At 62.0% G+C, this 12,789-nt stretch carries 12 protein-coding genes; 8 read left to right on the forward strand and 4 right to left on the reverse strand.

The features are described from left to right. Nucleotides 1-168: 168 nt before the first annotated feature. A complete protein-coding gene (locus tag PCO31110_RS24485; protein ID WP_150691660.1) occupies nucleotides 169-1,707 on the reverse strand; it encodes a sensor histidine kinase in 1,539 nt (512 codons plus the stop codon). A 270-nt stretch (nucleotides 1,708-1,977) separates the two neighbouring features. Here PCO31110_RS24485 and PCO31110_RS24490 point away from each other — a divergent pair, with 270 nt between their 5' ends. Both PCO31110_RS24490 and PCO31110_RS24495 read left to right on the forward strand, forming a co-directional pair. Beyond that, on the forward strand, nucleotides 1,978-2,154 hold the full coding sequence (locus tag PCO31110_RS24490; protein ID WP_010804454.1) for a DUF1328 family protein: 177 nt from the start codon (nucleotides 1,978-1,980) through the stop codon (nucleotides 2,152-2,154). Nucleotides 2,155-2,252: 98 nt separating this feature from the next. Next, entirely contained in the window at nucleotides 2,253-2,414 is a 162-nt protein-coding gene (locus PCO31110_RS24495; protein ID WP_010804453.1) for a DUF1328 domain-containing protein, read from the forward strand. Nucleotides 2,415-2,420: 6 nt separating this feature from the next. On the opposite strand, the gene PCO31110_RS25825 is transcribed toward PCO31110_RS24495, so the two are convergent. Next, nucleotides 2,421-2,594: a hypothetical protein gene (locus PCO31110_RS25825; RefSeq protein WP_168162863.1), complete on the reverse strand. Its 174-nt coding sequence runs from the start codon at nucleotides 2,592-2,594 to the stop codon at nucleotides 2,421-2,423. A gap of 64 nt (nucleotides 2,595-2,658) precedes the next feature. Between PCO31110_RS25825 and PCO31110_RS24500 the strand changes: the two genes are divergently transcribed. The 6 genes from PCO31110_RS24500 (at nucleotide 2,659) to PCO31110_RS24525 (ending at nucleotide 8,968) form a co-directional block, all read left to right on the forward strand. After that, a complete protein-coding gene (locus PCO31110_RS24500; RefSeq protein WP_010804452.1) occupies nucleotides 2,659-3,300 on the forward strand; it encodes a response regulator in 642 nt (213 codons plus the stop codon). 19 nt (nucleotides 3,301-3,319) lie between these two features. Then, nucleotides 3,320-3,742 (forward strand): response regulator, encoded by a 423-nt coding sequence (locus PCO31110_RS24505; RefSeq protein ID WP_150691661.1) that lies wholly within the window; start codon nucleotides 3,320-3,322, stop codon nucleotides 3,740-3,742. Between the two features lie 359 nt (nucleotides 3,743-4,101). After that, the gene (locus tag PCO31110_RS24510) at nucleotides 4,102-5,136 is read left to right on the forward strand and encodes a methionine ABC transporter ATP-binding protein (RefSeq protein ID WP_010804450.1); all 1,035 of its coding nucleotides are present in this window, start codon (nucleotides 4,102-4,104) and stop codon (nucleotides 5,134-5,136) included. After that, nucleotides 5,126-5,779: a methionine ABC transporter permease gene (locus PCO31110_RS24515; protein WP_010804449.1), complete on the forward strand. Its 654-nt coding sequence runs from the start codon at nucleotides 5,126-5,128 to the stop codon at nucleotides 5,777-5,779. The genes PCO31110_RS24510 and PCO31110_RS24515 overlap by 11 nt, the downstream gene beginning before the upstream one ends. A 61-nt stretch (nucleotides 5,780-5,840) precedes the next feature. Further along, nucleotides 5,841-6,653 carry a MetQ/NlpA family ABC transporter substrate-binding protein gene (locus PCO31110_RS24520; RefSeq protein WP_010804448.1) on the forward strand — a complete coding sequence of 271 codons (813 nt, stop codon included), beginning with the start codon at nucleotides 5,841-5,843 and terminating at the stop codon, nucleotides 6,651-6,653. A 548-nt stretch (nucleotides 6,654-7,201) separates the two neighbouring features. Then, nucleotides 7,202-8,968, forward strand: coding sequence for an EAL domain-containing protein (locus PCO31110_RS24525; RefSeq protein WP_010804447.1), 1,767 nt, complete (start codon nucleotides 7,202-7,204; stop codon nucleotides 8,966-8,968). Between the two features lie 278 nt (nucleotides 8,969-9,246). On the opposite strand, the gene PCO31110_RS24530 is transcribed toward PCO31110_RS24525, so the two are convergent. Together PCO31110_RS24530 and PCO31110_RS24535 are read right to left on the reverse strand one after the other, a co-directional pair. Beyond that, nucleotides 9,247-10,863, reverse strand: coding sequence for an APC family permease (locus PCO31110_RS24530; RefSeq protein WP_150691663.1), 1,617 nt, complete (start codon nucleotides 10,861-10,863; stop codon nucleotides 9,247-9,249). Between the two features lie 415 nt (nucleotides 10,864-11,278). Further along, complete coding sequence (locus tag PCO31110_RS24535) at nucleotides 11,279-12,787, reverse strand: NAD-dependent succinate-semialdehyde dehydrogenase (RefSeq protein ID WP_150691664.1); 1,509 nt, start codon at nucleotides 12,785-12,787, stop codon at nucleotides 11,279-11,281. Nucleotides 12,788-12,789 lie beyond the last annotated feature (2 nt).

Genomic DNA, 12,789 nt, shown 5'->3' on the forward strand with positions numbered 1-12,789 from the left:
CAACTCCTTGAGGTTGGGTTCAGGTGTTTCCATACGACAACTTCGCGCATCGTTACCGCGCGATTACCGCACTGTTTGGGCGGCAAGTGATTCCATGATAGGGAGTGCGAAACGTTCGCGCTGTCAGCTGCGCCAGCCTCGCGACGTAGGCGGAGTCGGGTTGCGCTGTCAGTGCATTCCGACGGGCGGGGAGGGGGGCTGGGGTGTTTCGGGTGTTTCGGACGTTTCGGACGTTTCGGGCGAGTTGCCGGCATCGCTGTCGCGATTCGCAATGGCGGGCACCTGCGGTGCGGTGCTTTCGGTCACTTCCGTGGCAATGTCCAGCGCATCCGCCGGACTGCACAGCGGCAGCACGACCTGAATCTCGGTACCGAGGCGTTGCGGCAATGAGTGGATATCGATGCGTCCGCCTTTGGCCGAGACGCGCTGGCGCATGCCGAACAGGCCGTGTGTCTTGGGTTTGTTGAATTGGTCCGGCGTGAGGCCGATGCCGTTATCGATGACTTCCAGACGCACACGCTGATCGTCGCACGCCAGCGCGACGCGCACGGCCGTCGCCCGCGCATACTTGCCCGCATTGGTGAGCGATTCCTGCGCAACGCGGAAAAGCGCGATGGCGGTCGACTCAGGCAGTGCGAAGTCTTCTTCCGGCAGATCGAGATCGAGTTGCCAGTGTTGCTGGTCGGCGGCTTCCTCGGCAAGCGAGCGCAACGCGGTGACAAGGCCGAAGTTGATCAGCACCGTCGGGCGCAGGTTCTCAATGATGCGGCGCTTGGTCTGAATGCCGGAGTCGAGATTGCGCTGTGCACGCGCCAGCTTCTCTGCGATCACCGGATCGGTGCTCCGCAGCTTGTGGTGCGCCCATGTGACATCCATCTTGCAGGCCGTCAGAATCGAGCCGAGTTCGTCGTGCAACTCGCGCGACAGGCGCGTCTTCTCGTCTTCGCTGACGTTTTGCAAGTGGGTGGCCAGTTCGTCGAGTTGTTCGGTGCGTTCGCGCACGAGCCGGTCCAGGTGTGCCTGCTGTTCGCGCAACTGGTCGCGCGCCAATTCCTCCTGCCGCATCTGCCGGCCGAGCGTGCGGAACAGCAGGATGAACAGCAGGATGGTGAGCACGGAGAGCGCGCCGGCGCTCACCGCCGAGATCGCCTGATCGAAGCGCCCGTTGGCCTGCGCGGCACGCGCGCGCGCCAGCTCACGGTTGTACAGATCGGTGATGCCGTTTTGCACGGGCTCCAGGGTGCCCATGCCGAGGTTGGCAGGCGAGAGCGCCTCTTCGAGACTCATTTCCCCTTGTCTGACCGCCGCGCGCGCTGCTTCCATCGCCGCGATGCGCTGCGAGAACAACGTCATCACGTCGGCAAACTCCCGCGTCGCCTGTGCATCGCCCACGTTTTCGTAATGCTGGATGACGAGCATCGCGAGCGCGCGAATGCGCCGCACGGCCGACAGGTACGGATCGAGATAGCTCGCGTTGTTCGTGAGCAGGTACCCGCGCTGGCTCGACACCACGGTTGAGGTGTGCGCCATGATCTCGTTGAGTTCGTTGGCTGCGATCATGGCTTGCAGCGCTGTCTCATAGGTGGAGGCGAGACGGCGGTGCGCCGATTCGAGACCGATCAGGCTCCCGACCGTGATGACGATCGCGGCAATCATGGCGATGATCCAGCTTCGGCGGCGCAGCCAGGACGAAAACAATCGGGGCATGAGGGGCTCGTCGGGGTGGTTTTGGGGTAATCCTGCAAGGAATGCGGTGGACGAGACGCGCTTTGATCATAAGTCGAAATTCCCGTCGTTTTGGGAAATGTCAGCGAATTCCTACGCAAAAACCAGCGCCGGCCGGGCAGTCCCGCCAGCGCGCTTTTCCTACCATGCACTTAGTGCTCGATGGGTTGCGCCGCACTATGCAACACGTTGTCAGGCCATCGGGTGCGAGGGATATCTCCGGGAGATGACGTATTAACCAGGGAGAGTGCTATGTTGAAATGGGCTTTGCTATTTGCACTGATCTCGATTGTGGCCGGCCTGTTGGGCTTCACCGGGATCGCCGCCGGTGCTGCCGGGATCGCGAAGATTCTATTTGTGCTGTTCTTGGTGCTATTCGTGATCTTCCTGCTGCTTGGACTGACCATCGCCAAGAAGATGGTTGATTAGACGGCGCGCTGCGGCGCAGGCTGTGGTCTTGCGCCGAAGCGATTCCGCGATGCGCCGGTTATGCGGCTTGCGGGCCGATCCCATTCAAGGAGGTTGCGATGCTTCACTATGCTGTCGTGTTTTTCGTGATCGCGTTGATTGCCGCCGTTTTCGGCTTCACGGGAATTGCGGCCGGTGCGGCCGAGATCGCGAAGATTCTGTTCTTTGTCTTCCTGGTGATCTTTCTGGTCACGCTGCTCTTCGGGGTCGTCCGGCGATAGACGTGCCTATTTCGCGCGGCGCATATTGCGATTGAGAGTTACCGCGAGATGATTCATTATTTGGGCGACCGGGATACCACTACGCGGCGCAGGCTTGGGGGAATGCTGACGGTCGGGCAAACGCATGCCGATGCGATGCGCGATCTGCGCCGAGCGCGAATAACGGGCGACGACGGCCATGATCTGCGTGTCCCGACATGTGGGTGAGGCCATCTGACCGATGAGGACAGTCTCTGGAGCTTAGATGTCATCGACAATAAAAATCCTGATTGCCGACGACCACGCGATCGTTCGTACTGGCTTCAAGCAGTTCATCGTCGACGAGTCGGACATGGAGGTGCTGGGCGAGGCTGCGAGCGGAGACGAAGTGATTCGTGCCGTTCGCGAGGCGCCGTTCGATGTCGTGCTGTTGGATATCGCCATGCCCGACAAGAACGGCATCGATACCCTGCGGGTGATCAAGCAATTGCGTCCGGAGCAGGCCGTGCTGTTCCTGTCGACGTATCCCGAAGCGCAGTACGCCGTCAATCTGCTGCGTGCCGGGGCGAACGGTTATCTGATGAAGGACGCCCCGCCCGAGGAGATCATCCGGGCGATTCGCACGGTGGCGCGCGGTCACCGCTACGTCAGCGAAGGGACGGCCGATCTGCTTGCGCAGAAGTTGGAGCAGCCGATCGACGAGCCGATGCACGAACAACTCTCGGAGCGCGAGTTCCAGGTGTTCTGCAAGCTCGCGCAAGGACGCACGCCAACGGAAATCGCCGACGAATTACATCTCTCGGTGAAGACAGTCAGCACGTATCGCGCGCGGGTGCTGGAAAAGATGCATTTGAAAACCAATGCCGACCTGACGCTCTACGCGCTCAAGAACGGTCTGATCAGTTGATAGAAAAGAGAGGCTTGTGATGTCGACCGGGAACGCGGCAACGCATACGGGGTCCCGTTTGCCCCTCAAGGTGCTGTTGATCGAAGACTCGGCGGTGATTCGCGAGAGCCTGTCCGAAGCGCTCGGCTCGACCGGGATGCTCCAGGTGGCAGGTGTGGCGGAGACTGCCGACGACGCGGTTCGCACGCTCAAGGAAGATTCGTTCGATGCCGTGATCGTCGATATTCAGTTGCGGCGCGGCTCGGGCATGGACGTGCTCTCGTATCTGCACGACGCCGGCATGTTGCCGCACCTTATGGCCATCGTGCTGACGAACTACGCTTTGGCAACGTATCGCAAACGCTGCCAACAACTGGGCGTGCAGCATTTCTTCGACAAATCGCTGGAATTCGACCGCGTGATCGAAGTGCTGGACGACTTTGCGTCCAGCCGGCAAGCCTGACATTTTCCCATTTCCCGATTTGCCGGTTCGAGCCGGCATCTGCGCTCCCTTTAGTCACCCATTCCCGCCGGGCAAGAATGCCGTTCGCCATTAGCGAAATCACCTCACTTTTTCCCGTTTAAGAGGGCAGGTGTCCTGCCGTGCACCCAATTTGTGCTGCATTGCGGCACGAAGCAATGGCCTTCATTTTCGCGTTGCGACGTGATGCGAACTTCAGTTGAAATTTAGTATAAAGAGATCAAATTTTATTATTTTCAACTATTTAGATGCATGGGCTAGAATGTCGCCTTTGCGCTATATACCGGGTCAGGGCGGCGGCACTGCGGGCAGTTTCGGCGGTGGGGCTGCCATTTTTTTGCATGATCGAACTCCAGAACATTACCCAGCGTTTCGCTGGACCCAAGGGGCCGATCGACGCGCTTTCCAAAATTAGCCTGTCGATCGAGCGTGGCGAAGTCTTCGGCATCATTGGCCGAAGCGGCGCCGGCAAGAGCACGCTCGTGCGCGTGATCAACCTGCTCAATCGTCCGAGCGATGGAACCGTGCGCGTTGACGGACAGGACCTGACATCGTTGTCGTCGGACGACCTGCGTCAGGCGCGCCGTCGCATCGGCATGATCTTTCAGCATTTCAATTTGCTCAGCTCGCGCACCGTCTACGATAACGTGGCGCTGCCGCTGGAGCTGGCGGGCATGTCGGCCGCCGAGATTCAGGCGAAGGTGCTGCCGCTGCTCGAACTCGTGGGCCTGACGGCGCAGAAGGATCGCTATCCGGCGCAGATTTCCGGCGGTCAGAAGCAGCGTGTGGGTATCGCCCGTGCGCTGGCGAGCGAGCCGCAGGTGCTGCTGTCAGACGAAGCCACGTCGGCGCTCGATCCCGAGACGACGCGCTCGATTCTCGAATTGCTCAAGCGTATCAACCGCGAGCTGGGGCTGACCATCGTGCTGATTACGCACCAGATGGAAGTCATCAAGCAGGTGTGCGACCGAGTTGCCGTACTCGACGCCGGCCGCGTGGTCGAACAGGGCCGCGTGATCGACGTGTTTCTGCGCCCGCACCACGAAGTCACGCGCGCGCTCATCGGCGATGTGATTGCACAGGAATTGCCCGCAGGCGTTCGCGAGCGTGTCGCGTCGCGCATCGGTAACGGCCACGACCATCTGTATCGTCTGGCGTTCTCCGGCGCAGGCGTGGATCAGCCGCTGCTCTCCGAGGCGATTCGCCGCTACGAACTCGATTTCAATATCCTGCACGGCCAGATCGACGAGATCCAGGGGCAGGCATTCGGATCGCTCGCCGTGATGGCGGGCGGCACCCCGGCCCGTGTGGCCGAAGCCATGGCGTTCCTCGCCAGTCAGGGCGTTGTCGTTGAGGAGCTGAGCCATGTGGAGTGAAATGTTCGATCTGTTCGTCTCTTCGTTCTGGGAGACGCTCATCATGGTCGGGATTTCCGGCCTGATTGGTGCCGTCGTCGGCGTGCCGCTTGGCGTGCTGCTCTACCTGACGGATCGCAACGGCGTGTTGCAGAACCTGCCGACCAACCGCATCGTTGGCATCATCGTCAACGCCGTGCGCTCGACGCCGTTCATCATCCTGCTCGTTGCCGTGATTCCGTTCACCCGGCTCATCGTCGGCTCGTCCATCGGCACGATGGCCGCCGTGGTGCCGCTCACCATCGCCGCCGCGCCGTTCGTGGCACGTCTGGTGGAGACCGCACTGCGCGAGGTCGATCGCGGTTTGATCGAAGCGGCCCAGTCGATGGGCGCGACGACCGGTCAGATCGTCATGAAGGTGCTGCTGCCCGAGGCGCTGCCCGGCATCGTGGCGGGCCTGACGATCACGTTCGTCAGCCTGGTCGGCTACTCCGCAATGGCCGGCGCCATCGGCGGCGGCGGTTTGGGCGATCTCGGCATCCGCTACGGTTATCAGCGCTTCCTGCCGGAAGTCATGATTACCGTCGTGCTGATCCTGATCGTCTTCGTACAACTGGTGCAGACGTTCGGCGACTGGCTGGTGCGCCGTCTGAGCCATAAGTAATCACGCCCCATATAACAACGTCGCCGGCGAGCCGGCACTTCACTTACACGCGAGGTTTTCTATGCAACGTCGTACGATTTTCAAGCTGCTGGCTGGTGTGGGTGCCGCCACGGTTTTCGCCACGCAATTCGCAGCGCCCGCCGCCGCAGCCGACGCCATCAACCTGAAGGTTGGCGTCACGGGCGGTCCGCATGCCCAGATCTTCGATGAAGTGAAGAAAGTGGCAGCGAAGGACGGCCTGAACATCAAGGTCATCGAATTCAGCGATTACGTGCAGCCGAACGCCGCATTGTCGTCGGGCGATCTGGACGTGAACAGCTACCAGCATCAGCCGTACCTCGATGCTCAAGTGAAGGACCGTGGCTACAAGCTCGAGTCGATCGCGAAGACGGTGATCTTCCCGATGGGCATCTACTCGAAGAAGCTCAAGTCGCTGGCCGATCTGAAGTCGGGCGACAAGGTATCGCTGCCGAACGACCCGACCAATGGCGGCCGTGCGCTGCTGTTGCTGCAAAAGCAGGGCCTGCTCAAGCTGCGCGCCGACGCCGGTCTGAAGGCAACGCCGCTGGACGTGGTGGAGAACCCGAAGAAGCTGAAGTTCGTGGAGTTGGACGCCGCACAACTGCCGCGCTCGCTCGATGACGTGGCCGTGGCCGTCATCAACACCAACTTCGCGATGGAAGCCGGTCTGAAACCGAAGCGTGATTCGCTTGCGATCGAAGACGCCAACGGCCCGTACGCCAATGTGCTGGTCATTCGCACGGCCGACAAGAACAAGCCCTGGGTGGCCAAGCTGATCAAGGCTTACCACTCGCCGGAAGTGAAGGCGTTCATCGAGCAGAAGTTCGGCGGCTCGGTCGTCACGGCCTGGTAAGTTTCAGGCGGTCGCTCCAGCCAATGGAGTCGTCCTCAAAAAACGGCAACGCTTTGCGGCGTTGCCGTTTTTTTTCGTCCCCAAGCCAGCGGTGCATCTCGCTGGTGCGAGCATTCTCGTCTGGTGAGATGCCGGAGGACGTGTGGGGGCGAGGAGTGTGGCAATTCCAGCACTGTCACGGTTCTGTCAAATAACGGCGATAGCCTGAGTGTCAACTAAAAGAGGGTGCCTGCGGGCGCCGTCACAAGACGCGGATATGGGCCACAGAGCAGCTGCCGCACGCGAAGCACGGGGAACACGGGTGAGACACTTCATCGGAGCGCACTTGCCTTCGGCGCGCCTATTCGCGCCCGACATATGCCCGCACAACGCATTGCGGTTTGCATGATGGCGGCGCACCGCACCGACTTACGGAGTCTCAGTTGAACCCTCCCCCGCCTGTCGCGATACGTCCGTCGGAGCGCTTTGACATCCCTGGCGCTTTACGCGATGCGAAATCCCCGTCTGCCAATTCTTCCGCGCCTTATGCCGAGCCTGACGAGAGCGTATTGCTCGCCGAGCTGTGCGAGGGTATCGGTCTGACCTGCGTGTTTCAGCCGATTCTCGATTTCCGGACTTCGGAAATCGCCGGTTATGAGGGGCTGGTGCGAGGGCCCGCCGGCACGTCGATTCACTCGCCGATGGCGCTGTTTGCCGCCGGGCGCCGTCACGGCCTCATCGGTCCGCTTGAACTGGCCTGCCGCCGTGCGGTGCTGCGGGGGTTCGTCGAGCAGAATCTGCCGGAGCGTCTGTTCCTGAACATCGGTCCTGTCACCCGTGCGCAACCTGGTGGCGGTGTGATCGAATCGCTGGGGCTCGACGAGACGTTTGCCATGCTCCAGTCGTTGCGCCTCGCGCCTGAGCGCGTGGTGCTCGAACTCACGGAGCATGCCCCCACCCTCGATCTTGCGAGCACGCGGGCATCGCTCACGGCCTATCGCGCGCTGGGTTTCGAAGTCGCCCTCGACGACATGGGCGAAGGGTACGCCAGCCTGAGACTGTGGTCCGAGCTGCGGCCCGATTACATCAAGATCGACCGGCATTTCGTGGACGGTATCGACACCGATACCCTCAAGCTCCAGTTCGTGCGCTCGATGCGTCAGATTGCGGAAACCAGCGGCACGCGGGTTATTGCAGAAGGCATCGAGCATGCCGAAGAACTGCAGGTGGTGCGCGATCTCGGCATCTTCCTGGGGCAGGGGTACTTTATTGCACGCCCCGAAGCGCAGCCGCAACGCGCGATCACGGCCAACGTGCAAGACGTTGTGAACGAGCGCCGTGCCTACGTCCACCAGCAGCCGAGTCAACTGGGCTCGGGAAACGTGACGCTCGAGCGCATCGCTGCCCATGTCGAACCTGTTTCGCCCGATACCCGTAGCGAAGACGTGGTGGCGCGCTTCGAGAGCGACCCGGCGTTGGAGGTATTGCCGGTAGTCGAGCGTGATCGCGCGGTGGGATTGATCGGACGGGCCTCGCTCATCGGCCGATTTGCCCGGCCCTTCACGCGCGAGCTTTATGGTCGCAAGCCGTGCTCGGCCGTCATGGAGCCGCGCCCCCTCACGTTCGACAAGAGTGCGCGGATGGAAGACCTGAGCCGCATGATTGCCGAAGGGGCGAGCCGGCAGATTACGGCTGGTTTCATCGTAACGGATCAGGGGCGCTATTTCGGCGTGGCGCAGGGGCATGCCCTCATGCGTCACATTACCGATATGCAGCTCGATGCGGCGCGTTATGCGAACCCGCTCACGCTGTTGCCGGGCAATGTGCCGATCGACGACTACATGGATCGAATGATTGGTGAGCGCCAATCGTTTCACGCCTGCTATGTCGATCTTGACAACTTCAAGCCCTTTAACGACATGTTCGGCTACCGTCGCGGCGACGATCTGATTCAACTCGTCGCGCGCGTGCTCATGGCCGTGCGCAATCCCGAGCGCGACTTCCTTGGGCACATTGGGGGCGACGACTTCCTGATTCTGTTCCGCAGTCCTGACTGGGAGGCGCGTTGCCGTGAAGCGCTCACGCGTTTCGGCGAGGCGGTGACGGAGTATTTCCATCCGGACCAGATTGCGGCCGGCGGGTTCGAGGCGGAGGATCGCCGGGGCATGGTCATCTTCCACCCGATCACGAGCTTGTCGATTGGCGTGGTGGCTGTCACGCCCGAGAGCTTTCCCTCGCATGTGGAGGTTTCGGCTGCGGCGGCCGATGCCAAGAAGATGGCCAAGCGCGCGCTTGGCAACAGCCTGTTCATCGAGCGCCGGCGAGCGCACCGGTGAGCGCAGGACTGAGCCCTGAAAAAAACAAAATGAAAACGAGCCGCCGGACGATCTCGCGATTAGCGCGGCGCGGAGTATGGAGTGGAGAGTTGAGAAGCGGGGAAGGTGTCGGTGGAAGTGCTGAGAGCGTGGAGGGGGATGGACCGGGGCGCCTTTCTGCAGCGAGTTGGGTTTATGTCTGAGAGGCGGAAAGGGGCCCCGGTCCATCTGGGGGAGGTGTTGAGGGCATCCCTCCCGCCGCGAATTCTTCGTTGGAAGATGGTGTGACGCCGGGGCGCTTAATGCGCGAGCGCAGGCATGCCCTCCATGTCGGCTGCATCACGCTCACGTTCCTGGGCGAGGTACGGGGTGCGCCAGCCGGCCTTTACGCCCCAGTGATAGAAGGCGAGCGCCAACGACGCCACGATCAGCATGTCCCAGCCATACGGCAGCAGGCCGATACCGCCGAATTCCTTGCTGCCGGCATACGAGCACAGTGCCATTATCGGCAGGTAACCGATCAGCCACCACGATGCCTTGAGGTCGCGGCGGAAACCCTGCCACTGGTCTTTCGCCTGATAGTAGAAGTAGACCGGCAGCGCCACGACCACCAGCACGATGATCTGGCCGGTAAGCGGCCAGCGCGCCCAGTACAGAATCAGCGACGCGCAAACGAAGGCGAACGGTGCAATCAGAGACAGGCCGGGCAGGCGCAACGGGCGATGCATTTCGGGCACCGAGTGACGCAGAGCCATCACGCTGATCGGGCCCGTCAGGTACGAGATCACGGTGGCTACCGAGATCACGGCGGCTAGCGAGTCCCAGCCACGGAAGAAGAACATGAAGACGAACGAGATCGCCAGGTTGAACCACATTGCCTGACGCGGCACGCCGTACAGCGGATGCACGCGGCCGAAGATCTCGGGCAAGGTGCGATTTCGCTCCATGGCGTAGATCATGCGGCTCGTGGTGGCCATATAAGTGGTGCCGGTGCCACTCGGGCTCAGGAACGCGTCGAAGTACAGCACGATCGCGAGCCAGTTCAGGCCGAGCGCAATCGCTAGTTCGGCGAACGGCGAGCTGAAGCTCACCATTTGCCAGCCCCCCGTCAGTTGCTCGGGCGAGAGCGCACCGACGAAGGCCACTTCCAGCAGCAAATAGATGACGGTCGCGAGCAGAATCGAGCCGACCACCGCAAACGGGATGCTGCGGCCCGGATCGCGCGCTTCGCCCGCGAGGTTCACCGGACTCTGAAAGCCGTTGAACGCAAATACGATGCCCGACGTGGCGACCGCCGTCAGCACGGCCGACATACCGTTCGGCGCGAAACCGCCGTGCTCCGCCAGAGTGAAGTTGCCCGGATGGAAGCCCGCCATCATCAGACCCGCAATCGTCAGGGCCGGAATCGCAAACTTGAACAGTGTGATCGCCGTATTGGCGCGCGCAAAGAGCTTCACGCCCCAATAGTTCAGCATGAAGTAGACGATGACGAGCAGTGCGGAGAGGGCAAGGCCGCCAGCGGTGAGCGTGCCGTCCACGAACAGGTTATGTGCCCAGTCGTACGGCCACGTGCTCATGTACTGAATCGATGCTTCGGCCTCGATCGGAATCACCGACACGATGGCGATCCAGTTGGCCCAGGCGGCGATGAAGCCGACCAGACTGCCGTGCGAATAGCGGGAATAGCGCACCATGCCGCCCGACTCGGGGAACATCGCACCCAGTTCGGCGTAGGTGAGCGCAATGGCCAGAATGACCACAGCGCCGATAATCCAGGCGAAAAGGGCGGCAGGGCCGGCGATCTTGGCAGCCTTCCAGGCACCAAACAGCCAGCCGGAGCCGATGATCGAGCCAAGACCGGTCAACATCAGGGCGAACGGCCCGATGTTGCGCATGAGGGATTGATTGTTATCCATTCGATGTCTTCTCCACGCCCGGGGGAGCAGGCACCTGACCCGGTGAGGGCGGGGCGGCACGCTGCGCGAGGGGCGGACAAACTGCCGGCCAGGCCGGTCGCAGTCACAAGGGGAATGACGGCGGGGGGGACGGCGCTGACGGACGCGACTTCTGTTGATCGGCTTCGCGAATATCGACCGTTCCCGTGTCGTGGCGCACGGGGGAGCGTGCACTGCCAGAATTGGGGTCGGGGTCGCCGTTCGCGAAAAAAAGCGCGATTCTACCCGAGGCGACCCGCATCTGTGGGACTTTGTAACACATTCCCAATGGCATCCGGTTCGGCGACGTTAAGGCAAAATGCGTGCAAGCCAGTCGGGGCGCGGATCTCGGAGTGGGAATGTGCCTATTACAAATTGTTAAAGGGTCAGATAAAAATCACATCCCGGCAAGACAGAGATACTTCATTTCAAGGTACTCGTCGATGCCGTATTTAGACCCTTCCCGACCCAGACCCGACTGCTTGACCCCGCCGAAGGGAGCCACCTCGTTCGAGATCAGGCCGGTGTTGATGCCGACCATGCCGGCTTCGATGCCTTCGGCGACGCGCCAGACGCGTCCGACGTCACGGGCGAAGAAATATGAGGCGAGGCCGAAGTCGGTGGCGTTGGCCAGACGAATGCCGTCTGCTTCGTCCTTGAAGCGGAAGACCGGTGCCAAGGGGCCAAACGTTTCCTCCTGCGCGACGAGCATGTCGGCGCTGGCATCGGCGACGACGGTCGGCTCGAAAAAGCGGCCATGCAGCACCTTGCCGCCGACCGTGACACGGCCGCCCTTGGCGAGGGCGTCTTCGACGTGGCGCTCGACCTTCGCGACAGCGGCGTCCTCGATGAGCGGGCCGATCGCGACGCCCGGCTCGAAGCCGTTGCCCACGCGCAGCTTGCTCACGGCGGCGGTGAGTTTCTCGACGAACGTGTCGTAGATGCCGTCTTGCGCGTAGATGCGGTTCGCGCAGACGCACGTCTGCCCGGCATTGCGGAATTTGGACGCGATGCAGCCTTCAACGGCGGCGTCCACGTCGGCATCGTCGAAGACGAGGAATGGCGCGAGGCCGCCCAGTTCGAGTGCCACTTTCTTGATCGTCGGCGCGCATTGCGCCATGAGCTTCGCGCCGACCGGTGTCGAGCCGGTGAAGGACAGGTGACGCACGCGCGGGCTCGACGTGAGCACGTTACCCACGTCCGACGAGTTTTTCGACGTCACGACATTGAAGACGCCCTTGGGTAACCCGGCGCGGTGAGCGAGTTCGGCGAGCGCCAGGGCCGAGAGTGGGGTGAGGCGAGCGGGTTTGACCACGATCGTGCAGCCTGCCGCAATTGCCGGGGCGATCTTGCGGGTGATCATCGCGATGGGGAAGTTCCAGGGCGTGATCGACGCGCATACCCCGATGGGCTGCTTGAGCACCAGCAGGCGCTTGCCGTTTTCCGGGGAACTGAGCACGTCGCCGTCGATGCGTTTGGCCTCTTCGGCGAACCACTCGATGAACGATGCCCCGTAGGCGACTTCCCCTTTGGCTTCGGCCAGGGGCTTGCCTTGCTCGGCGGTCATGATGGCGCCGAGGTCGTCCTGTGCCTGCATGATGAGGTCGAACCAGTGACGCATGATGCGGGCGCGCTCTTTGCCGGTCTTGCGGCGCCACTCGGGCAGCGCGATTTCGGCGGCAATCAGGGCGCGCTCGGTTTCTTTGGCGCCCAGATCGGCGACATGGGCGATCTGCGCGCCGGTGGCCGGGTCGTTGACGACGAACGTCGCGTGGGAATCGGCGGGCGTCCAGTCGCCGTCAATATAGGCGTCGGACTTGAGCAGGTCCGGATCTTTCAGACGGGCCAGTGCCGGATGGACGCTGGCCGTTGTGCGCGAATGCGCGGATTGGCGGGGGGATGACACGA

Source organism: Pandoraea communis (assembly GCF_902459745.1).
Lineage (GTDB): Bacteria > Pseudomonadota > Gammaproteobacteria > Burkholderiales > Burkholderiaceae > Pandoraea > Pandoraea communis.

What these genes read in the sequence shown, in the direction of transcription:
- PCO31110_RS24520 (WP_010804448.1), top strand. Translation starts at nt 5,841, where the DNA reads ATGCAACGTCGTACGATTTTCAAGCTGCTGGCTGGTGTGGGTGCCGCC.
- PCO31110_RS24500 (WP_010804452.1), top strand. Translation starts at nt 2,659, where the DNA reads ATGTCATCGACAATAAAAATCCTGATTGCCGACGACCACGCGATCGTT.
- PCO31110_RS25825 (WP_168162863.1), bottom strand. Translation starts at nt 2,594, where the DNA reads ATGGCCGTCGTCGCCCGTTATTCGCGCTCGGCGCAGATCGCGCATCGC.
- PCO31110_RS24515 (WP_010804449.1), top strand. Translation starts at nt 5,126, where the DNA reads ATGTGGAGTGAAATGTTCGATCTGTTCGTCTCTTCGTTCTGGGAGACG.
- PCO31110_RS24505 (WP_150691661.1), top strand. Translation starts at nt 3,320, where the DNA reads ATGTCGACCGGGAACGCGGCAACGCATACGGGGTCCCGTTTGCCCCTC.
- PCO31110_RS24490 (WP_010804454.1), top strand. Translation starts at nt 1,978, where the DNA reads ATGTTGAAATGGGCTTTGCTATTTGCACTGATCTCGATTGTGGCCGGC.
- PCO31110_RS24510 (WP_010804450.1), top strand. Translation starts at nt 4,102, where the DNA reads ATGATCGAACTCCAGAACATTACCCAGCGTTTCGCTGGACCCAAGGGG.
- PCO31110_RS24495 (WP_010804453.1), top strand. Translation starts at nt 2,253, where the DNA reads ATGCTTCACTATGCTGTCGTGTTTTTCGTGATCGCGTTGATTGCCGCC.
- PCO31110_RS24485 (WP_150691660.1), bottom strand. Translation starts at nt 1,707, where the DNA reads ATGCCCCGATTGTTTTCGTCCTGGCTGCGCCGCCGAAGCTGGATCATC.
- PCO31110_RS24530 (WP_150691663.1), bottom strand. Translation starts at nt 10,863, where the DNA reads ATGGATAACAATCAATCCCTCATGCGCAACATCGGGCCGTTCGCCCTG.